Genomic DNA, 21,404 nt, shown 5'->3' on the forward strand with positions numbered 1-21,404 from the left:
ATAGCTAAGAAAAAACTATTTTATTTATTAATTCACATAATTTTCAAAAATAAATTCTGTAGATGTTAATATTTGTTATATAATATATTTGTCAAAGCATTACCCCTGAAGTTTCTACGGTCAATCTGTAAGATAGTTTGTTTGTCCCTTATATTCACCTTAAACTAAAAAGAACTTGTAGAGATTCCTACAAGTTCTTTTTGTTTTAAGGGTTAAATGTGGGTTTCAAATATAATTGTAATTTTTTGAGGGGGGAAAGTAAATGTTTATAAAAACAGAAAGGTTATTGATACGAAAATTTGAGTTCAAAGATTGGCAAGCTGTTCATGAGTATACATCAGATATCAATGTTATGAAGTACATACCTGAAGGGGTTTTTACTGAAGAAAATACAAGAAACTTTGTGAATGAAAACATTGGTGAAAACGCTAAGAACTTTCCTGTAGTATTAATAGATAGGGATATTCTGATTGATCATATAGTTTTTCATAAATATTTTGGTGAGCATACTTATGAGATTGGTTGGGTGTTCAATTCAAAATACTTCAATAAAGGATATGCTTCTGAAGCAGCACAAGCTACACTGAAATATGGCTTTAAGGAAATGAAATTACATAGGATTATAGCTACATGTCAGCCACAAAATATTCCATCATATCGAGTGATGGAGAAGATTGGAATGAGAAGGGAAGGTTATTTTAGGAAGTGTATACCACATGGGAATGAATGGTGGGATGAATATTATTACGCTATTTTAGAAGAAGAGTAGTGTTTCAGAATGCATTATTTAAATTGACACTCTTATTCCTAAAGAGGCAAGTTTGACTATCTTTCGTGGGGATTCTTGCTACTAAAGGCGAAGTCTATTTCCGGTATCGCTGACGTGCAAAACTTTGTATAATCTGATCTTATCTCTAAATCACAACTGTTACCCCATCATCATCAAGTTAAAGTTTCATTTTATTTTGCTAACTTGATGGTGATGTGACGTAACCTTAATTATTTAAAAATTTTAAAAAATCCCCTTAATCATGTTAAAGGGACCTTGATCACGCAAATGATCTGTAAATCAATTTATTTTTGATAGACAGATCATTTGTATGATAATTTTTATAAATAATTGCTAAATAGTGAATTTACATAAATGCTTTTAGAAGTTCTTGAATTAATGGGATAGCTCCACCTATAAATTTTAAAACTGCCATTGCGATTTCCATATTATTCTCTCCTCTTTTTTCGTATTAAGATGTGATAAATCTTTATAACATTATTATAGTAAGCGCTTACAATTAAAACAATACATTTTCGTATGCAATATTGCATATTTATACATTAGATCTCTATTATTCATTTTTTAATGGTACTATAGCGAGGTGAGAGTCTTTAAAGGTTCTCCTTAATAGGAGGAAATATGGAAAGAGTGCAAGCGATTTACAGTAATCAAAAATTTAAGAGTTGGGTTAAACAGGTATTAGCTGTAGGAGGAATAATAGGGTGCTGCTATTTGGTGTTATATGTTTTCTGTTTCTTAGTTATCATGTAAATGTCATACAATTAAACTAGTAGAGTCTTGCCTAGAGAGGTAAGGCTCTTTTATTGTAGTATCTGGAGATGAGCAAACTAGATACAATACCTCTCAGGTTTTTCAGATCACTTTGCATGGTTCCTTGTTTAGAACACTAATCACTATCATTGAAACTAAATAAACGTCTTTTAAAAGTTTCAATTTATATTGAAAACAGAATTCTATTGATAAAAAATATGTTTTTACTAGATACATATTAAAAAGACAAGCATAAATTATATTAGACTTTGGTAAAGTCTTTTTGATTTTGAAAAGGATTTAATTCTTACTTATAGATTTGATTCCTTTTTATATACCATAATCCTTATATTGATACGTAAATATAATATAGTAATAATCATTTAAAAGCAAGAATTTTAGTAGCGGTACGTTCACACATCCATCAACTTAAGATTTTAAAGTAGCTCTTAAACAAAAAATTCTTTTTTTAATTGATTAATAGTAAACAAGAAAGGTTGGCAAATTAACAACTAAGAGATTTCTTCAGGTAAGCTAATAAGGAGTTATTACAGAACAGTGCAGTAGATTTTGCATTAACGGCTGAGGATGCAAAAAAGGCCCTTGAAAGAAAAGGGGAATATATGAAAGCTCTACAGCTTACAAGGTGAAAAAGAAACTCATTTTAAAACTGTTTTTAACATTTTATTCTTGTACCGGAAAAACATGGGAGGTTAAGGGTGGTAGTTTACATTTAATGAGGGATAAGCAAAAATAATTGTTAACAATATTAAGTGCAGCATCTTAATTGTAAAATCTTTTATATCCCTACCTTTGATTTTATTGAGTTTAGCATCTATGATCTAAATATCACAGAAGGTAGTTTTCTTTTATACTTCTATATCTTTCCCTTCTGCTACTACTGTATCTCGCCACAACACAAGTAGTTTTCTAAATTCAGAGGTCTCAATTTTACATTGGTTATTTGGAGCACTCATAAATAAGTTAATAGCACTGGTGTAATTAGGTTCAATGTAGACTGCTGCTACGTTCCCTTCTATTTCATATTGCGGAACTTTTTTGTCTACTACATTATCTAAAATTTGTATATACTCATCTGCTTCATCATCTAAAATATCTTCCAAGAAATGAGAAATTATAGAAATTTCTTTTGGCAAACGTATTCTTAATCCGCCAAGCCCATCACGATAAAATTCGTATGTATATTTCATTTTTTACCTCCTAGTATAAACAGGATATGCTGTTATTATCTCATTATTTTGTATAATCATTTCTACTTTAAATCAGTGGGATGTTTGTCCTACATATCTAACTGTATCGACTTGAATCTTATTATCGTATGCTTCTTTGATAGAATCAAGTATCTGTACTCTATCCCAATCCTTAGGGAAAAATGAAGAAAGCGCATTTTTTGTTTCTCTTGAATTAATGTTTCCTTTTGTTCTTCTAATTTATAAGAAAGGCTTCTTTCAATTTGTTGAGTTTCTAATTGTATATTGGTAAAAAAGCGAAAGAGTTCTTTATCACCATGCCATGTTTCTAAAATACGATGAAAAAAGCGATGGCTGCGTATTTTTAATTCTTGAAAGTCTGCTTCTGCTTGTTCTTGTATTTGTATTGCGTGTTGATTTTGGTATTGTTCCTCGGATAGATTCATTAGATTTCGACTCAAGACCTTCATTTTTTGTTCTATTTCTTGATTCATTTTTTCCGCCTACCTTTTTGCTTATATATAAGTTAATAGAAGGGGTAAAGGAAAAATTCTTAAAAAAGCTAAAAATTCTTCTGTAATTCGTTGTCCATTCGTTCAAACTCTGTTGCTACAGACTGTATATTGTCAATGGATTGCTGAAAGGCAGCAAGAAATTGTCTAGTTAATTCTAAGGCTTGTTGGTTTGCTTCCTGTGCTTTGGAATTAACGGTTAAAGTTGTACGTGTTGCGTGCGTTATTGATTTACCTGTTGCATTTTGAATTGCGTCAGAAGCTGATCTCATTTGAGTAGCAATTTGTTCAGCTTTTAGAACATTACTTTGAAAGATTGCTATTATAATATAACTCCTTACTTCAATATGTTTTTTAATAGTAAAAAGAAAGGGCTATGTATTTTATTATGTTTAATATTAAATTAGCAGTATTTTTATATGTTTTAAAACATAGCCTTATATTAATTTGTTTATCCATAAAATGGAATACGATATTGATTATACCAATAAATCACTAGATTTATTTAGGCTAATTTTAGCTTTCATACAAAATAATTCATTTTATAATGAATTATTTTGTAGCCTAGAAGGATAGTAGAGCTGTGGAAATACAAAAATTAATGAAAGAGTTTGAAATAGCCCCTAACTCTGCTGTTGCAGCAATTCAGAAAATCAGAATAGGGTTATTGGAGAGCAGTATAAAAATAAATCAACCAAGGAATGGAACTTGAGTAAATAACAGAGCATATAAGAGGGAAAGTATGAAGATTTGGCAATAAAACTTTCTGATTTATACATAAGTCAATTATAAAACGATGTAAATATTATGCATTTTTGCAAAATAAATTCATTGACACTTGTGTATATAAGTAACTATACTCGTTACATCAAATTGAATGCGTGATAATACGATTTTATTCTTATTACAAACATGTAAATATAAAAATAGAAAATCTCAATTTGATAAATACAATGGTAGAGGTGTTTATTTTAATGAAGCACAAATTAATTGCAACAGGTATCCTTGCAGGAGCTATATTATCCTATTCTTCTAATATTTTAGCAGATACTCATAAATTCCCTGATGTTCCTGCCTGGGCTGATAAATCTGTTAATTATTTAGTTAATAAACAGGTATTGAATGGTTATCCAGATGGAACTTTTGGTTCAAATGACTCATTAGACAGAGCTTCGGCTACAAAAATTATGACAAAAGTTTTAGGGATACAAATTGATCCTAATGCAAAACCATCTTTTACAGATTCACAAAACCACTGGGCTACTCCTTATATTGCTGCTGCTGAAAAAGCCGGTATTGTTAAAGGGGAAGGTAATGGAATCTTCAATCCATCCGGAAAAGTAACTCGCGCTGCTATGGCTACGATGCTAGTAAATGCATATAAACTACAAAGCACACCAAATCATAACGAGCAGGTTAAATTTGAAGATTTAAAAGGGCATTGGGGAGAAAAATATGCTAATATTTTAATCGGTTTGAAAATTTCTAATGGTACTGAGAACGGTTGGCAACCAAATAGATTTATAACACGTGCGGAAGCTGCTCAACTTACTGCAAAAACAGATATGTTACAACAAAATTTAAACGATGAAAAAGAGGTTATTACTGCTACGTCATATAAAGATCTAAATTTAACAGTAGCTTCGAAAATTACAGCTCAAGAGATTGATAGTTTTATTGCAAAATATCATTCAGATAGTCCCTTAGTTGGACATGGGCAAGATTTTATCAATGCGCAAAATCAATATGGCGTGAGTGCTCATTATTTAGCGGCGCATGCGATTTTAGAATCTGGATACGGAAAATCAGAAATCGCATATCAAAAACATAATTTATTCGGTCTACGTGCATATGATGGAGATCCGTTTAAATATGCGAAATATTTACCAAGCTACGGCGATAGTATTGCTTATAACGCTAATTATGTACGAGAAAGATATTTAGAAGAAAGTGGTATGTATTATAACGGGCCAACATTAACTGGCATGAACGTGAAATATGCATCAGATAAAGGCTGGGCTAAAAAAATTGCGGGTATTATGGAACGTATTAAACCGTTTCGTGCAGAAGACTATACATATGCAAAAAAATTACCAAAGAATGCTGAAACATTAGATGTCGACGCGTTATCTAATGAAATTCCGTATAAAATGTATGCAAACGGTTCAAGCTCAAATGTTGTATCATCAGCTACTTACTATCAGGTACCTTATCCATTTAATTTAAAAATTAAAAGTAGACCAGATGTAGCTGTCGAGGAGAATAAAGTTGGTACAGTAACTCCTGGAACAACCATCTTTATTTATCGTGAAGATCCAAATGGATGGGTAGAATTCTCTTTTGAAGCGAATGGAGAAAAATACTGGACATTAAAAAATAAATTAAGTATGTAATTAAAAAGATATATTTCACTACTTTTAATCTCATATAATTATGAGACAAGTTTTTTACTTTCTTACAATAAAGTTATGTATACAAGAAAAGTTAGAGAATTATTTTCTCTAACTTTTCTTTGCTAGTATTTGAAATTAAAAAGATGGTGGGGTTACTCCAAATATAACAGTGACTTTGTTTAAAGAAGTGTTTTCCCATTTATGTTTTGCATAAGGTGGGATTTTAACGCTATCACCTGTATTGAGAAGTAAAACCTCATCATTTAGATGTAGTTTTACTTGTCCTTCCATAATAAATGCTATTTCTTCCCCTTTATGCGCCACAGGCTGCATAGATGAAGCAGTTTGAGGTAACAGATTCATTAGAGCCAATTCTAGTGATCCATCTAGATTAGGAGATAATAGCTCATACGAAACATTGCCGCTTTCAGGAAAAGTTATTTTTTTTCTTTGGTTAGCTCTTACAACTAATTCTTCTGTATTGGTATCCTCTAAGAAAAAATTAAACAATGGAATATTTAATGCTACAGAAATTAATTTTAGTGTTTGTAATGATGGATTTGTGATTCCTTTCTCAATCTGACTTAACATGGAAGGTGTTATATCAGCTAACTCTGCTAAACGTTTACTGGTTAATCCGGCACCTTTTCTAAATGCCATAATTTTTTGACCAACATTAATATTGTTCATATATGTAACCCCCTTTAAATAAGTAATAAAATTAAATTTTAATTAATTTTATTTACTTATACTTAATATATTGTTAATATATACTTAATTATAATAAAGTATGATTAATTTTAAAACATCATATGTACATATGTCAGCAGCTGCTTCTCGTTTGAATAATACATATGCAAATAAAAGTTGCTGAATCTCATCCTCTATTTGTATATCTACTATGTGGAGTAGGATATGGTGATGTTTATTGTATGAAGATCATGTACATGTATTTTTTGCTGTAATTCCCCATTCTTCGTATATGCTATTAGGTATGATGACCGGATTATTTGATGGTATTTCCATACAAGATTCTGAATGAAAAGAATTCTAATAAGTAAAGAACAACTTAAGAGTAAACATCAATGCTGTATTATAAAATTTTTAAGGAAGTGAAAATATTATGAAATCAGCTTTAAATAGTATTATGATCTCCTTGATTCTTGCAGTAGGAGGGATCATTGCGTTTTTGTTTAATTTAATGGGAAATCAAGATTGGGTCTTGAATTGGGTAGGGGTATTGCTGGCATATCTATCTTTAAGTATTTTAATAGATTTATATAATGAAACTGTGAATTATAAAACATTTTCTAAAATACTAAAAAGAACTTTGTTTATTTCCTTTAATGTTACAGTATTAGGAATAATAATAGGGATAACATACCAACTATTAGGAAAGTGGAATCTTACTATAATGATGTATTATTGGTTGATAATATTATTACTACATTTAATTACTGTAATAACATTGGTCGTCCTGGTATTTGTAAATCGAAATGATAAAAATTATAGCTTACTATATAAATTTATTATACTTTTAAACATTTTCCTTACCTTAGGACCAGTATTATATCCTGTGGTTCTAACTATTATAGGAAATGGCATGAACGCTAGTGCAGGCCACTAACTTTCACCTAAATAGATTATTAAAACGATTAGTCCAAAAGTGAGTTTGGTTAAGCTAATGAATCTATAAGCAAATAGAATAATAAAAATAACAACATAAAGTGGGATAATAAGATAGGAAGAGAATTATAATATGAAAATTAAGCTTAAGAAAAAGAGAATTATAAGTGTATTGTTGTCTATTACATTAGTAGCAATAGGATATTACATGTTTCAATCTATTACGAATCCTAAGCTGGTAAACGCGGAAGAGGCAAGTAGTGTTCAACAAGTGAGCAGTCTACCTAAAAATGAATTGAAAAAATCCATACCTAATCGTTTTGATGGTAAAGAAAGAAAAGTTGCATATTTAACTTTTGATGATGGACCAGGAAAATATACAGCTAATCTATTAGATGTATTAAAGAAAAATGATGTGAAAGCAACATTCTTTTTAATTGGCGATAATGTGAAAAGGTTCTCAGATTTAGTGAAACGAGAGCATGTAGAGAACCATTATGTGGGCATGCATAGTATGACACATAATTTTAAAAAGCTATATACCAATCAGGAATATGTGAAGGAAATGAAAGAGGATCAATCTTTAATTAGAAATGTTATTGGAAACTCCCCGAAATTAACACGCCCACCATATGGATCAATGCCTGGATTAAATGAATCACTTCGAAATGAGGTGGTCGGAAATAATTTAAAAGTATGGGATTGGACAATTGATTCTCTAGATTGGAAATACAATAAATTACCTGTGGATGTAGCAGCCGCAAAAATTGTTCAAAATGTCTTAGCAGGTGCGACGTCTTCAAAGGAAATTGTTTTAATGCACGATATTCATCCACAATCTGTTGCGGCTGTTCCAGCAATTATAAAAGGATTAAAAGAAAAAGGGTATGAATTTGAAGCTTATGATGAGAACAATCATCTTCCAATAAACTTCTGGCATGATAGCCGGATATAAAAGTATTATCTGGTATCATTAAACAGAAATTGCAGATCTAGTCTGGAAAGATATGTTTGTTCGTCTGGAAAAATATTAGTTTGAAGTGAAGAAGTCCTACGAAGAAATAGTAACAGAAGCGGTATTAAATCATAATTGGTTCCATTTCAACAGGCTCCAAATCCGACAGTAATTTTGTTCTGTTTATTTATGAGGTAACGGAAGGGAATTTAGAAGAACTTGCTACAATTGCTCATTAGTATACATACAATCACGGCATTGTAGAAGAAATAGGATAACAGAAGAACACATACGGTTCTAAATTAATATTACGTGTGTTTTTATACATACATTTCTCATTTAAATGTATATGTTGAATATATAGATATATAGTGATATAATGTGAATTAGAAACTCGCGTGTTTCAAATACAACATTTTTATCTTCTTGATGACCTCTTATCTTTCCGTAAGAGGTCTTTTTTTATGCCTCCTTATTGCATAGCCGTTAAAATACTATGAAAAGATACTAGAGACTACTACACTATGACATTCATGTTGAAATCTTATCAAACGTTATCTCACTTGTATGCATTAGGACTAGGCTGGAGACTTTGGAATAGAGAGGATGTAATTTCATGGTGTGATAGGTTGATCGAAGCAACTGATTACCCACCATATGAAATTATAGAGATATCCTTAATGTCTAAAGAAAAACGGATATATATAGAATCGGCTTTACTATCATATAGCCGCATAGTTGATGAAAAACACTCGGTAAACATCCTTCTTTCAGTCTTAAATGAAAAGTTAGTAGCTCAGAAATGGAATGTAAAACAAGCTCTTACCTGCTCCACTCGTTTACTAGTAAACAGTGGCCTGTATTGGGATGAGGAATATTTTAATTTATACAGTCTGGATGATAGCTATGATATAGTACAGAAAGGGCTCCATTTTAATAAAGAAGATGTGATTTCTGCTTATATCGATACATTAGGTGCTTTTCGCGTCCATTTTAACGAGTTTGAAGATCTCTATTTACAAGTCATGAAACAGAAGTGGCAAGTGTAGAAGGCAGGAAAAGGAATCATTGAATCGTAAGAGTTACTTCCTGTATTTATCACCAAATTTATCTAGCTAAGACAAATCTGTCTTGGCTAGATAAATTTTTGTCTCTTAATAACTTAATTCTATCATCTTTAATTTTTCCGACAGCAAGCAAAGCTAGCGGTTTTTATGCATAATCAGACGCTTGTAAAGGAGAATCACTATATAAATTTTTACCAGAGAGTAATTTATTTAACTAGTAGAAAAAGGAAGGGGCCTATTTGGCTCTTTCCTTTTTCTCATACATAAAGCTTGTTGACAACTTATGAAATAATAGCATTCATCGCTATTAAAATATAGCACTAAAAGCAATTAAGCGGATATGTAATTATACATATCCGCTTAATTACATGGATGGGAACAAAACTATTTATCTCTTCCGGTATGGAAACAAATAGATTTAGGTTTACTTAGGGTAAGAGGACCTGATCACTGATTGATGGTTAAACCATATTTCTACATATCTGAAACAAATTATTTTATTGGATTGTATGTTAATAGGGTGAGGGCTTTATAAAAGTTAGATTGTTCCTTGGTTTCATGCTCTTGATTTTACTTGAAGTACGCATTGGAAAACTACACTTAGCATCATTAATACAGAAACCGATAAGATTATAAAGACAAAATTATTTTCAGATTTAATTACCCCGGTTCATGTAACGAATGATGGGAAAGTATTGGTAGGGCATACATGTTTCCAGAATAAGAATGGAGAGAGAACAAGAAATATGTTTTCTCCATCACCAGGGTATGTTTCTGTTCTTGATGGAGAATCGTTAAATGTGTTAGGTACAATAGAAGGAGATTTACTCCCAATTATAATGCGTTCTTTTACGGACGTAACGGTTAGATACGTTTCTAACCTTAGATCAAGGACAATAAGTATATTAGATTTAGTTAATTATAAGAATGTTCATACCATTAAAGTTAATCCAGGAGATCGAAATGCAGATCCTTCTGTAAATCAAGGAGCTCACGGTATAGCATATATAGAAAGATAAAATAAGAAAACACTATACTTTCTGTAGAAACTGACAGAAAGTATAGTGTTTTTTTGTATCTATTGATTACTGATGAATTCCAATTAGGTCTATTTTTTGTAAATATGGAACAATGTCATTACTTACACTGTCTATTAAGCGTTAAAACATTTTTTATTAAATAAATTAAGAAAGGAATCATCATTTTTAACTAAGGGAGAGATTGAATTGAAAAAATTATGGATGCTGCTTTTCGTTTGTTTCGCGGTTATGTTGGTAGGATGTAATAAAAACGAACCGTCAAAACAAGCATTTGAAGAATATATTAATTTATGGAATGATAGAAAATTTGCAAATATGTATGATCAATTATCAGATCATGCTCAAAAATCGATTTCTAAAAAAGAATTCACAGAAAAATATCAAAAAATCTATGAGGGGATTGGAGCTAAGAATTTAAAAGTTAAAATGAAAGGAGAGAATACAAAAGATAAAGAGCTTTTTCTTTTTGAAGTTAAGATGGATACGGATGTAGGACCAGTTTCATTCATCCATGAAGCAAAACTTGTGAAAGATAAAGAATCTTGGAAAATAGATTGGACACCGGACTTCATTTTTCCAGGAATGAAAAAAGATTACAAAGTACGTATGCAAGTAGAGCAAGGAAAACGCGGAGAAATATATGATCGAAATGGAAAAGGGCTTGCAACGAATGGTAAAGCGACTGAGGTTGGAATTATTCCAGAGAAACTAGGCGAAACAGCAGCGCAAACGAAAGAAATAGTAGCACAATTACTTGATATGTCTATAGAAGAGGTCGAACAAAAGCTCACAGCGAAATGGATAAAACCAGACTCCTTTGTACCAATTGGAATTTTAAAAGAGGGAACCAGACAGAATGATTATATTGAATTAGAAGGAGTTTCATCTCGCCCAGTAAATATTCGTACGTATCCATTAGGTGAAGCAGCGGCACACTTAACTGGATATATAGGAAAGGTGAATGCGGAGGAGTTAAAATCACTTCAAAAACAAGGTTATCAAGCAGATGATTTAGTAGGTAAGACCGGTTTAGAGAAAGTGTTAGAAAATAAATTGCGTGGTGAAAAGGGTGGACGCGTATTTATAGAAGATGAGAAGGGGAAAGAGATTAAAAACGTAGCAAAAAAAGAAGCAAAAGAAGGAGAAACTGTTACGTTAACAATTGATGCTGCAATTCAAGAAAAAATCTTTAATGAGATGAAAACTGAAGCAGGATCTAGTGCAGCGGTCAACCCTAAAACGGGTGAAACAATCGCACTTGTAAGTAGCCCTGCTTATAATCCAAATATAATAGTTAGAGGAGCATCGAAAGCCCAACGAGAAGCATGGAGTAACGATTTGAAACTACCAATGATGAATCGCTTCACGCAAGCATTTGTACCAGGTTCCGTATTTAAAACGATTACAGGTGCAATTGGTTTGGAAACAAAAACAATAAATCCAAAGGAAGAATTTAAAATTCAAGGATTGAAGTGGACAAAAGATTCATCTTGGGGAAATTACTATGTCACGCGTGTAAAGGATGCAAGTCCAATTAATTTTGAGAAGGCAATGAAGTACTCTGATAATATTTATTTTGCTCAACAAGCTTTGAAAATGGGAAAAGATCAGTATGTAAATGAATTTAAAAAGTACGGATTTCATGAAAAATTACCAATCGAATACGAATTTCCTATTTCAATCATTGCAAAAGATGGGATAAAAAACGATATTCAACTAGCAGACACGGGCTATGGACAAGGACAAGTATTAATGACGCCACTTCATTTAGCATTAACATATGCACCGATTGTGAATGAAGGGAATATTCCGTGGCCACACCTTTTAAAAGAAGTAAAAGTAGCGGGGAATTGGAAAGAAAATGTGATTTCTAAAAAGAATCAAGAGATATTAAAGAGTGCATTAATCAAAGTCATTAATGACCCTGATGGCGCGGGGAGAATTGCAAAGGTTGATGGTGTTACGCTTGCTGGTAAAACCGGTACGGCAGAACTGAAAGAGTCTAAAGAAGCAGACGGAAAAGAACTGGGATGGTTCGCAGCTTTCGATGCAAATGCGCCAGACATGATTGTTACCATGATGATTGAAGGTGTAAAAGGAAGAGGAGGAAGTAACGTTCCAGGTGAAAAAGTAAAACATGTATTTCAGAAATAAAACTTAATTATAAGGTGAATTTTTTTCACTACATTTATCCCGCTATTTGCCCGTAAAAGCCCGATTGTTGAGGGCGGATTAAAGTTTCACTTTATTATATGTTTGCTTAACTCAAAGATATAAGTTGGGGAAAATATAGAACAATTAAATTTCAAAAAAGCATTCTTTCTAATCGAGAATGCTTTTTTGCTGCGACTATAGAAAATTGATACCTTATCTTTATTTTCATTTCTGAAAAGTTGGCATTGCTAATGGTAAATAGAAGAGTATAGTAAATTGAAATGGACAAGTAGATTGTTACGTTAAATTCAAAAAAATAGATTTTCATGAGTGGATTTTTATCATTGTATGCTTTACTTGTTTTTTAGTAGTATTATTCTACCTGAAAAAAGATAAACAATGGAACAAATGAAACTTGTATCTTGTCTATATATTGAAACCATAATAAAAGTGAGGGCAGTTTTATGTTTATTCAAATAAGTTTGAGGTGTGGAAATGGAACAGACGTTTATTGAAAAGTGTAATCATGATGAGCTGGACTATGTTATAAAAGACTATTGGCAAGATGTATGGAATTATTCATTTATTATTACGAAAGATCCACACTTATCAGATGATATCACGCAAGATGTATTTATAAAGGTGTTTAAAAATTGGAATTCATTTCGAAAGGAGTCATCTATTAAAACGTGGATATTAAAAATCACAAGAAATACGGCAATAAACTATTTGAAATCCTCCTATTTTAAAAGGATATCTTTAATAGGATTTTTTAGTGACGATAAGCAATCCCTGTCAGCAGAACAAGAATTTTTTAAGCAAGAAGAAATGAATGATGTGTGGAAGGTTGTATTAGAACTACCTAAAAAGCACCGTGAAATAATTATATTGGACGCAAAATATGAATTATCTTATGAAGAAATGGCTGAAACATTAGGAGTATCCATTGGAACTGTAAAATCGAGATTAAGTAGAGCGAGAAGTAAGGTTTCAAAATTAATAGGGGAGGGTAGTAGTGATGAACAATAAACAAAATCCTGACTGGTATAGAAAAATAAAAAAAGGGCCAATGGAGAATCGTAAAGATGAAGAAGAATTTATTTCTAAAATAAAGCAGTCTATATATGAAAATAATGAAGTGGATTTTGTAAAACATAAAAGACCATTTCGTAAAAAAGCATTACCTATTGTAGTTGTTTTGGTTTGTACGATGTTATTTTTCATTGTTCAACAACCTTGGCTTGATGATAATAAATCGCCGGTACAAAGTAGTACTCAAATTAAGCCTAAAACAAAAGATGAGTCTGCTCAAGATTCATCATTAAAACAATTTATGAATGAACTATATCAAAGTACGAACTCAAAAAATGAAAATGAATTGTACAAAGCGTTAAATGATGAAGTTCTATTTAAAGGGAAGAGTTATAAGAAGGATGAACTGAAGTTTGATGAAGATATCTTTCATGAGTTGCAAGTCGCCCTTACAATGGGAGGAGAGTTTGCCAAAGATACAAAGCAAGTATATAAAGTACCAAGTGGATTGACAGAAAGTAATCAACCAAACCAAGCGCATTTTATATATGCGACTGTTACTGGAAATAAAACAAAAATTTTAGCTGAACCAAAGCGAGAATCACAAGTTTTATATGAAGTATCTAATGAAATGGTAAAAGCTTGGATTCCAGAAAAAGTACAGAATAATGGATATATAAAAGTTTCGACAATTAACGGTAATACTGGATATGTACAGAAAGAGTACGTTTTAACTGATATTAAATATTCATTTACATTCGAAAAGAATAATGAAGGTATATGGAAAATAATAAATATAAATTCTATATGGTAAAAGAGGAAGGTTCACTTAAATGAACCTTCCTCTTTGTTTTTATTGTCTTTTTGAAGAGTATTCCAGTACTCTAAAATTTCTGATGTAACGAGAGCGGCAATGTTTTTTTCTGAATTACTACCAAGGATAACGACAGAAACGGCAATTTGTGGATCTTCCGTAGGAGCATACGCAATGAAAAGAGAGTGATTTATCATTCTTGCTTGCTCATTTGGAAAACCTGTAATACCTGTTTTACCTGCGACGTCAAAGGGCAACTTTTTAATTTCCTCTATATTTTGACTCATCCCACCTTGCACGACACTCCAAAAGTTCATCGGGTAACGATTTGAACTTTCTAAAATGGGTTTAAACTTTTTGGTTTCCTTACCATCTTGACCAATAATCGCACTTACGATTTGAGGTTTATATTTGTCGCCTTTACTTGCCAAAGTTGCTGCATATTGAGCGAGTTGAAGAGGAGTATGCACTTCATTTCCTCCCCAAGAGGCATTTAATAATGCTGAAATCCCATTTTCAAATTTATTAGATGGATGGAATTCATATTGTCCGTCTTCTTCAAAGGGTAAATCAATCCCAGTTTTAGAACGTAGGCCGAATTGCATTAAATAATCTGTCCATATATGTGCCACTTTTTCTATATTTCCATTATTTTGGTTGAATAAGGGCAGAGCTACTTTTGCTGTCATAAATGTGTTAGATGAATTAATGATAGCCTGCCTCGGTGTAATCTCCCCTGTTGGTGTTTCAGGCGCATTCGTAATGTTATTTTGATTATCATACTGAAAAGTACCTTTATCTAAATAAGTATCTTCTGGTTGAAAAAGCTTTTCGTTTAATCCAATTAAAATAGTAAGTGGTTTTATAGTAGAAGCCATATTTACATAAGATTCACCATACTTTAATTTTTGAATTGCTTTATTTTGCGAAAGAGATTTAATGTTTTCTTTTCTAGAAGATACATGTGTATTTAATATATTTGGATCAAAAACTACCGAGTTGGCCATAGTTAAAATTGCGCCAGTTTTTGCATCGCTCACTATAGCATAACCAGCTTTAGCATCAGGTGTTTTCTTAATTTGAGATTTTAATGCTTCTTCTGCCTTTTGCTGCAACTCAGAGTCTAAAGCTAGCCGCACGTCTTTTCCTTTTTGTACTTTTTGAATGTTCCATAAGAACTTTTTATTATTCAATTTAAAAATAAGAGTTTTGCCTGGTTTTCCTTTTAAATCATTTTCATATTGCAGCTCAATCCCGTTTTTTCCAACAGCCATATGCTTTGAATTAAGGTCATTTTCTACATACCCAATTACTTGTGAAACAATTTCGTGTTTAGGGTAATATCGAATCCATTCATCTTTAATTATTACATTATTGGGTTTGTTTTTGTTTATGAATGCAAGTTCATTCTCATTTATATCAGAGTATAACGGTATATCATTCATAGTCTGCTTTTTACAAGATTGTTGTAATTGAGATTTTATGTTCTCTGTAGAAATATCATGTTGAAACTCGCTTGAAAATTGGTTGAAAAAAGCTAATGTGTTTGATGTATCTTGTTTCGATAGCTTTTCATCATTAGAAGTGCAATATAGAGACTTAACTTTCTTATTTGTAGCGAGCATTACACCATTTTTATCAAAAATCTTTCCTCTTTCAGCTGAAGAAGTTGCGATAGTAATTGAAATGAAGTTGATTTTTAATAAAATCAGTAAAATCAAACCTACAATAGAAAGAATCGCAAAAAATCTCCATCTTCTTGTATGTAACATATAACCCTCCCTTATGTAGCCTATTTCATCTTATATTTAATTATTTTTTTTGTAAATGTGGAACAACTTTATTGTTTAGGTTGTCTATTAAGTATTACAGCATGAAGAAAGGAATAATTAGCATGAAAATTTACTAGCAAGTTTATATGTAAGATTAATAAGAGTCATTATACAGTTTAGCACTTCTAATGTAAGTGGCAAAAAAAATAGAGAGAAAACAAGAAGGGAGAGTTATTAATTCCGTAGCTAAACGAAAAGGAATGGTTGCTTACAAGGATTAAGCAAAAAATTGAGGCGATATTTATAACCGATTATCGGTATCTAATATATAAGGAATGCTTTTAGTATTTGTAGCAATTCCTGAAAGGATTAAATGGAGGATTTATGAAAGAACAAAAAGGCAAGAAGCAGAAGACATATATATCTATTCGATTAAATATAATGTTCCTTTGCATATTTGTACTATTCTCAGCTATTATTATGCAGCTAGGAAAGGTACAAATCGTTGAGGGAGAGGCTTATAAGAACCAAGTGGAAAGTAGTCAAAATGCAATAACTAGTATTCCAGTTCCACGTGGACAAATTTTAGATCGAGAAGGGAAAACAGTTGTTAATAATAAATCTCTTCGCACAATTACGTATACAAGGGTGAAGGGAATTACGAGTGAAGATACTTTAAAAACAGCAAAAGACTTGGCGAAAGTACTTGAAATGCCTGAACAAGATATAAATAAATTAACAGATATCGATAAAAAAGATTTTTGGATGCAGTTGAATTCGAAACGTGCGGAGGCAAAGATTACTAAGAAAGATATAGAAAAGTTTAAAGAAAAGGGTATAGAGGGAAAAGAGTTAGATAAAAAAATAGAAGACTTAAGACGAGGTCGTGTTACAGAGGTAGAATTAGCAGAATTAACAGCACAAGATTTAAAGGTGTTAGCTATTAAAAGTAAAATGAGTTCAGGTTATCAACTAACACCACAAATCATTAAAAAAGATGTAACAGATGAAGAGTATGCGCGGATAAGCGAAAATCTTGCGGATTTTCCAGGAGTAGATGCAACTGTTGATTGGGAACGTAATTATGTAAACGGTAATTTATTTCGTTCTGTATTAGGAAATATTACGAGTAGTGAAGAAGGATTACCGAAAGAAAATTTAGATTCTTATTTAGTACGTGGATATAACCGTAATGATCGTGTTGGAAAAAGTTATATTGAACAACGATATGAAGATGTATTACACGGCACAAAAGAAGAAGTGAAAAATATTACTGATAAATCAGGAAACATTGTTAACACAGAAATAATCTCTAAAGGAAAAAGTGGTAATAGTTTAACATTAACGATTGATATGGAATTACAAAAGAAAGTTGAAGAAAGTATAGAGAAAAACTTGAGAGCTTTTAAGAGTTCAGAGCCACTGCTCGATCGAGCTTTTGTTGTCATGACGAATCCAAATAACGGACAAATTTTATCAATGGCAGGCAAAAAGATTGTAGAAAAAGAAGGGAAAATAGAGGTTGAGGATTTGGCATTAGGAAACATGACAACTTCGTATGAGCTAGGGTCAGCTGTAAAAGGTGCTACTTTATTAACTGGATATGAGACAGGGGCAATACATCCAGGAGATCAATTTTATGACGCACCGATGAAATTTAAAGGTACACAAGCTAAGAAATCGTGGAATGTATCCGGATTTGGTAATATTAATGATTTACGGGCTTTACAAGTATCTTCGAATGTATACATGTTCCAGACAGCTTTAAAAATTGCGGGAGTCAATTACGTACCAAATGGCTCATTAGATATTAAACAAGGAGCATTTGATACGATGCGCTATTATTTCAAGCAATTTGGTTTAGGTGTCCCAACAGGTATTGATTTACCGAATGAAATAATTGGACAAACGAGAAAAGTAGATAGTCAACCTGGTTTTTTACTAGATTTTTCTATCGGTCAGTATGATACGTATACGCCGTTGCAATTAGCGCAATATATTTCAACGATTGCGAATGGTGGTTATAGAATGCAACCTCAAATTGTACAAGAAATACGAGAACAATCAATAAAAGAAGAGGTTGGCAAAGTTATACGTTCCATAGAGCCTGTCGTATTAAATCGAATTGATATGAAGAAAGAACATATTGATCGTATAAAAGAAGGGTTTAGATGGGTATTCCAAGAAGGTGATGGAACTGGCGTGAAATATTTCAAAAACGCGCCATATAAACCAGCAGGAAAGACAGGAACAGCCCAAACTGTATATGGTGGAGATGACCCGATTGGCAGAAATGCAAAAGGAGAACGTATGGAATGTTACAACTTAACGTTAGTTGGATATGCTCCATATGATAATCCAGAAGTAGCATTTTCCGTAGTAGTTCCATGGCTTCATGATGATAAAAATGGAATTAATTCTATAATTGGAAAGGAAGTTTTAGATGTATACTTTGATTTGAAACAGCAACGCATACATGCTGAATCTACTAGTACAGGTAGTTCTAAGCAAAATTAGAATACTTTTCTCAGGGAAGAGAACCTGTTTATATAAAGCCATTTATAAGTAAAAAAATGAAATATGAAATAAGAGATAGTGGCGATCATAGCTACTATCTCTTATTTTGTTAATAACTCTCATACTAGCTATAAATTTTTTCAGTTTATGGAACAAATTTGGTTCGGTGATTGTCTATTATGTGTACGTATAAAAAGGTGCTAAAAATTTGGAAGGAATGATGATTTTGAAAAATAAGAGGATGCTAAAAATAGGAATATGCGTTGGTATATTAGGTTTAAGTATTACAAGCCTAGAAGCTTTTACAGGAGAGTCACTGCAAGTTGAAGCGAAAGAAAAGACTGGACAAGTGAAACATAAAAATCAGGCAACGCATAAAGAGTTCTCTCAACTTGAGAAAAAATTTAATGCTCGATTAGGTGTATATGTGATTGATACTGGTACAAATCAAACAATCTCTTATCGACCTAACGAAAGATTTGCCTTCGCATCAACTTACAAGGCTTTAGCCGCGGGAGTATTACTACAGCAAAACTCAATTGATTCATTAAATGAAGTAATCACATATACGAAAGAAGACTTAGTGGATTATTCACCTGTTACAGAGAAACATGTAGATACTGGAATGAAACTAGGAGAAATTGCTGAGGCAGCTGTTCGTTCAAGCGATAATACTGCAGGGAACATTTTATTTAATAAAATAGGAGGACCGAAAGGATATGAAAAAGCGCTTAGGCATATGGGGGATCGGATTACTATGTCTGATCGCTTTGAAACAGAATTAAACGAAGCTATTCCAGGAGACATTCGTGACACTAGTACAGCGAAAGCTATTGCTACGAATCTTAAAGCTTTTACGGTCGGAAATGCACTTCCAGCTGAAAAACGTAAAATTCTTACAGAGTGGATGAAAGGAAATGCTACAGGGGACAAACTTATTCGTGCAGGCGTACCAACTGACTGGGTAGTTGGAGATAAATCAGGTGCTGGTAGTTACGGGACAAGAAATGATATTGCTATCGTTTGGCCTCCAAATAGAGCACCAATTATCATCGCAATTTTATCTAGTAAAGATGAGAAAGAGGCAACCTATGATAATCAACTCATTGCAGAGGCAACTAAAGTTATAGTTAAGGCTCTTAGGTAATAGTATTTTAGTTTTCGCATTTTTAACATGAAAGTATTAAAAGTATAAAGTTAGAAAACGACTCTTTTCTTGTGATAAGAGTCGTTTTTGTATTCTTATTATTAAAAAGGTAAAAGTAAAAATATAACGAATATATATGACATATCTCATACGAAATTTCATGTACTGTATTATTTTATTAATTTAAATAAATTTCAAGAAAGTATAATATAATTCAGTTAGCATATAGAAGTGTTTGATGAGAATGTAAAGGAGAAAATATGAAAAAGAAAATTAATAGAATTGTAATGATTATTTGTATATTAGTAGGTTTTACAATCTTTTTATATTTACAGAACAATTTAATAAGTATAACTGAGGTTAAAATAACCTCTAGTAAAATACCATCCTCTTTTAAAGGGTATAAAATTCTACAAATTTCAGACTTACACAATAAAAAATTTGGCGATAATCAAGATGTGTTAATTCAAAAAATAAAAAGTATAGACCCAGATATTATTGCGATTACGGGTGATTTAATTGACAGTAAATCATACGATGCAGAAGTTAGTATGCAATTAATACGAGAAATGGTAAAGAAGTATCCTGTATATTTTGTGACAGGAAACCATGAACAATGGTCTGGAAAGTATAACAGTTTAGAAAAAGAGTTGAAGAAATATGGTGTCAATGTTTTAAGGAATGAACATGTAGGCATTCGAAAGGGTGAGCAAGAGATAAACTTGCTAGGTATTGATGATCCAGAGTTTGGTACTGGAAACCGTGATGAAGGAAATATTATAATAGATGAAATTAAAAAAGCAAAAATTGAAATGCAGCCAGATAGATATAATGTGTTATTATCCCACAGGCCTGAATTTATAAAGGAATATACGAATGAGAGGTTGGATTTGGTTTTATCGGGACATGCTCATGGAGGGCAAGTTAGATTGCCATTTATCGGTGGATTAGTTGCTCCAAATCAAGGTGTTTTACCTAAATATACAGCAGGTTTATATGTAGAACAAAATACATCAATGGTAGTGAGTAGAGGATTAGGAAATAGTATCATTCCGCAAAGAATTTTGAATAGGCCAGAGATTGTAGTCGTGCAGTTAAATTAAGCTGTACGATTTTTTTATACAAAAGTGAGTAAAGAGATTTTATGTATTTTGCAGGAGTTAACATTACAATTTTGTTAAAAATTTTCTACGTTACATAAAGTAACAAAATTTGACCCTGATTGTTTGTTATAGTGTAAATAATCAAAAAACTTAAAAATTGTCGAGTGAAAATTGTGATAAGTAATTCATGTAAAAAACTTAAAGGGGTGTACACATGCATAAAGAATATGAAATTGAAGAATACACGGCGATTGAGGAACAAATACATTATTATTGTAAATGTTTATTAGTAAGTCATCCTGATCAAATAATAAAGTATTTAGAAAAAAGATTAGAAAAATATGCAGAAACATTACAATATGCACATTTATATCCTGACACAGTTATTTTACCGTTACAGCAATTAGTTATTGAATATTCTTTAGATGTTGCTAGAATTCGGAAGTATATGAATTTAAAAACGTAAAGTGAAATTTATAGTTTAAATGAAACAGAGTCGGCTTTAGGAAATGAAATTC

At 31.8% G+C, this 21,404-nt stretch carries 18 protein-coding genes and 3 pseudogenes; 14 read left to right on the plus strand and 7 right to left on the minus strand.

What is annotated here, in order from left to right; genetic code table 11:
* Positions 1 to 262: 262 nt before the first annotated feature.
* Entirely contained in the window at positions 263 to 769 is a 507-nt protein-coding gene (locus tag MR143_RS13275; protein ID WP_000470147.1) for a GNAT family N-acetyltransferase, read from the plus strand.
* Between the two features lie 367 nt (positions 770 to 1,136).
* Here the strand turns inward: MR143_RS13275 and MR143_RS13280 are convergent.
* The 5 genes and pseudogenes from MR143_RS13280 to MR143_RS13295 form a co-directional block, all read right to left on the minus strand.
* A pseudogene (locus tag MR143_RS13280) lies at positions 1,137 to 1,323 on the minus strand (hypothetical protein).
* Between the two features lie 1,089 nt (positions 1,324 to 2,412).
* Positions 2,413 to 2,754: a hypothetical protein gene (locus MR143_RS13285; RefSeq protein ID WP_000878115.1), complete on the minus strand. Its 342-nt coding sequence runs from the start codon at positions 2,752 to 2,754 to the stop codon at positions 2,413 to 2,415.
* Between the two features lie 72 nt (positions 2,755 to 2,826).
* Entirely contained in the window at positions 2,827 to 2,994 is a 168-nt protein-coding gene (locus tag MR143_RS33185; protein ID WP_199717863.1) for an EndoU domain-containing protein, read from the minus strand.
* A pseudogene (locus tag MR143_RS13290) lies at positions 2,949 to 3,248 on the minus strand (DUF3958 family protein); the annotation flags it as partial. The pseudogene MR143_RS13290 and the gene MR143_RS33185, both read right to left, overlap by 46 nt.
* A 68-nt stretch (positions 3,249 to 3,316) precedes the next feature.
* Positions 3,317 to 3,589, minus strand: coding sequence for a TIGR04197 family type VII secretion effector (locus tag MR143_RS13295; protein ID WP_033690113.1), 273 nt, complete (start codon positions 3,587 to 3,589; stop codon positions 3,317 to 3,319).
* Between the two features lie 651 nt (positions 3,590 to 4,240).
* Here MR143_RS13295 and MR143_RS13300 point away from each other — a divergent pair.
* The gene (locus MR143_RS13300; RefSeq protein WP_000680974.1) at positions 4,241 to 5,659 is read left to right on the plus strand and encodes an S-layer homology domain-containing protein; all 1,419 of its coding nucleotides are present in this window, start codon (positions 4,241 to 4,243) and stop codon (positions 5,657 to 5,659) included.
* A 135-nt stretch (positions 5,660 to 5,794) separates the two neighbouring features.
* On the opposite strand, the gene MR143_RS13305 is transcribed toward MR143_RS13300, so the two are convergent.
* The gene (locus MR143_RS13305; RefSeq protein ID WP_001059813.1) at positions 5,795 to 6,349 is read right to left on the minus strand and encodes a helix-turn-helix domain-containing protein; all 555 of its coding nucleotides are present in this window, start codon (positions 6,347 to 6,349) and stop codon (positions 5,795 to 5,797) included.
* Positions 6,350 to 6,513: 164 nt separating this feature from the next.
* Here MR143_RS13305 and MR143_RS13310 point away from each other — a divergent pair.
* The 8 genes and pseudogenes from MR143_RS13310 to MR143_RS13345 all read left to right on the plus strand — a co-directional run.
* A pseudogene (locus tag MR143_RS13310) lies at positions 6,514 to 6,692 on the plus strand (D-serine ammonia-lyase); the annotation flags it as partial.
* Between the two features lie 90 nt (positions 6,693 to 6,782).
* Entirely contained in the window at positions 6,783 to 7,286 is a 504-nt protein-coding gene (locus tag MR143_RS13315; protein ID WP_046946283.1) for a DUF3902 family protein, read from the plus strand.
* A gap of 132 nt (positions 7,287 to 7,418) precedes the next feature.
* A complete protein-coding gene (locus tag MR143_RS13320; protein ID WP_000694608.1) occupies positions 7,419 to 8,240 on the plus strand; it encodes a peptidoglycan-N-acetylglucosamine deacetylase in 822 nt (273 codons plus the stop codon).
* Positions 8,241 to 8,776: 536 nt separating this feature from the next.
* Entirely contained in the window at positions 8,777 to 9,289 is a 513-nt protein-coding gene (locus MR143_RS13325; RefSeq protein ID WP_033673011.1) for a hypothetical protein, read from the plus strand.
* A 764-nt stretch (positions 9,290 to 10,053) separates the two neighbouring features.
* Positions 10,054 to 10,326 carry a hypothetical protein gene (locus MR143_RS13330; protein WP_000492689.1) on the plus strand — a complete coding sequence of 91 codons (273 nt, stop codon included), beginning with the start codon at positions 10,054 to 10,056 and terminating at the stop codon, positions 10,324 to 10,326.
* Positions 10,327 to 10,533: 207 nt separating this feature from the next.
* Positions 10,534 to 12,501 carry a penicillin-binding transpeptidase domain-containing protein gene (locus MR143_RS13335; RefSeq protein ID WP_000737776.1) on the plus strand — a complete coding sequence of 656 codons (1,968 nt, stop codon included), beginning with the start codon at positions 10,534 to 10,536 and terminating at the stop codon, positions 12,499 to 12,501.
* Positions 12,502 to 12,996: 495 nt separating this feature from the next.
* Entirely contained in the window at positions 12,997 to 13,530 is a 534-nt protein-coding gene (locus tag MR143_RS13340; protein ID WP_000438327.1) for an RNA polymerase sigma factor, read from the plus strand.
* The gene (locus tag MR143_RS13345) at positions 13,520 to 14,347 is read left to right on the plus strand and encodes a hypothetical protein (RefSeq protein WP_001060765.1); all 828 of its coding nucleotides are present in this window, start codon (positions 13,520 to 13,522) and stop codon (positions 14,345 to 14,347) included. Before MR143_RS13340 ends, MR143_RS13345 begins: the two co-directional genes overlap by 11 nt.
* Before the next feature lie 11 nt (positions 14,348 to 14,358).
* Here the strand turns inward: MR143_RS13345 and MR143_RS13350 are convergent, their stop codons facing one another.
* A complete protein-coding gene (locus MR143_RS13350) occupies positions 14,359 to 16,119 on the minus strand; it encodes a peptidoglycan D,D-transpeptidase FtsI family protein (RefSeq protein WP_242280799.1) in 1,761 nt (586 codons plus the stop codon).
* A gap of 384 nt (positions 16,120 to 16,503) precedes the next feature.
* Between MR143_RS13350 and MR143_RS13355 the strand changes: the two genes are divergently transcribed.
* From MR143_RS13355 to MR143_RS13370, 4 genes are all read left to right on the plus strand, one after another.
* Entirely contained in the window at positions 16,504 to 18,636 is a 2,133-nt protein-coding gene (locus MR143_RS13355; protein WP_000662992.1) for a peptidoglycan D,D-transpeptidase FtsI family protein, read from the plus strand.
* Positions 18,637 to 18,856: 220 nt separating this feature from the next.
* The gene (gene bla / locus MR143_RS13360) at positions 18,857 to 19,783 is read left to right on the plus strand and encodes a class A beta-lactamase Bla1 (RefSeq protein ID WP_002164025.1); all 927 of its coding nucleotides are present in this window, start codon (positions 18,857 to 18,859) and stop codon (positions 19,781 to 19,783) included.
* A 260-nt stretch (positions 19,784 to 20,043) separates the two neighbouring features.
* Positions 20,044 to 20,886 carry a metallophosphoesterase gene (locus MR143_RS13365; RefSeq protein WP_000727193.1) on the plus strand — a complete coding sequence of 281 codons (843 nt, stop codon included), beginning with the start codon at positions 20,044 to 20,046 and terminating at the stop codon, positions 20,884 to 20,886.
* Positions 20,887 to 21,100: 214 nt separating this feature from the next.
* The gene (locus tag MR143_RS13370) at positions 21,101 to 21,352 is read left to right on the plus strand and encodes a hypothetical protein (RefSeq protein ID WP_000548621.1); all 252 of its coding nucleotides are present in this window, start codon (positions 21,101 to 21,103) and stop codon (positions 21,350 to 21,352) included.
* The last annotated feature ends 52 nt before the right edge of the window (positions 21,353 to 21,404 follow it).

Origin of the sequence: Bacillus cereus group sp. BfR-BA-01347 (assembly GCF_022663835.1) — a bacterium.
In the GTDB taxonomy this organism is placed as follows: Bacteria; Bacillota; Bacilli; order Bacillales; family Bacillaceae_G; genus Bacillus_A; species Bacillus_A thuringiensis_K.

Bases quoted from the DNA above. Each gene is read 5' to 3' on its own strand.
- MR143_RS13275 (WP_000470147.1), top strand. From the start codon at position 263: ATGTTTATAAAAACAGAAAGGTTATTGATACGAAAATTTGAGTTCAAA.
- MR143_RS13285 (WP_000878115.1), bottom strand. From the start codon at position 2,754: ATGAAATATACATACGAATTTTATCGTGATGGGCTTGGCGGATTAAGA.
- MR143_RS13300 (WP_000680974.1), top strand. From the start codon at position 4,241: ATGAAGCACAAATTAATTGCAACAGGTATCCTTGCAGGAGCTATATTA.
- MR143_RS13305 (WP_001059813.1), bottom strand. From the start codon at position 6,349: ATGAACAATATTAATGTTGGTCAAAAAATTATGGCATTTAGAAAAGGT.
- MR143_RS13315 (WP_046946283.1), top strand. From the start codon at position 6,783: ATGAAATCAGCTTTAAATAGTATTATGATCTCCTTGATTCTTGCAGTA.
- MR143_RS13320 (WP_000694608.1), top strand. From the start codon at position 7,419: ATGAAAATTAAGCTTAAGAAAAAGAGAATTATAAGTGTATTGTTGTCT.
- MR143_RS13330 (WP_000492689.1), top strand. From the start codon at position 10,054: ATGTTTTCTCCATCACCAGGGTATGTTTCTGTTCTTGATGGAGAATCG.
- MR143_RS13340 (WP_000438327.1), top strand. From the start codon at position 12,997: ATGGAACAGACGTTTATTGAAAAGTGTAATCATGATGAGCTGGACTAT.
- MR143_RS13345 (WP_001060765.1), top strand. From the start codon at position 13,520: ATGAACAATAAACAAAATCCTGACTGGTATAGAAAAATAAAAAAAGGG.
- MR143_RS13350 (WP_242280799.1), bottom strand. From the start codon at position 16,119: ATGTTACATACAAGAAGATGGAGATTTTTTGCGATTCTTTCTATTGTA.
- MR143_RS13355 (WP_000662992.1), top strand. From the start codon at position 16,504: ATGAAAGAACAAAAAGGCAAGAAGCAGAAGACATATATATCTATTCGA.
- bla (WP_002164025.1), top strand. From the start codon at position 18,857: ATGATTTTGAAAAATAAGAGGATGCTAAAAATAGGAATATGCGTTGGT.
- MR143_RS13365 (WP_000727193.1), top strand. From the start codon at position 20,044: ATGAAAAAGAAAATTAATAGAATTGTAATGATTATTTGTATATTAGTA.
- MR143_RS13370 (WP_000548621.1), top strand. From the start codon at position 21,101: ATGCATAAAGAATATGAAATTGAAGAATACACGGCGATTGAGGAACAA.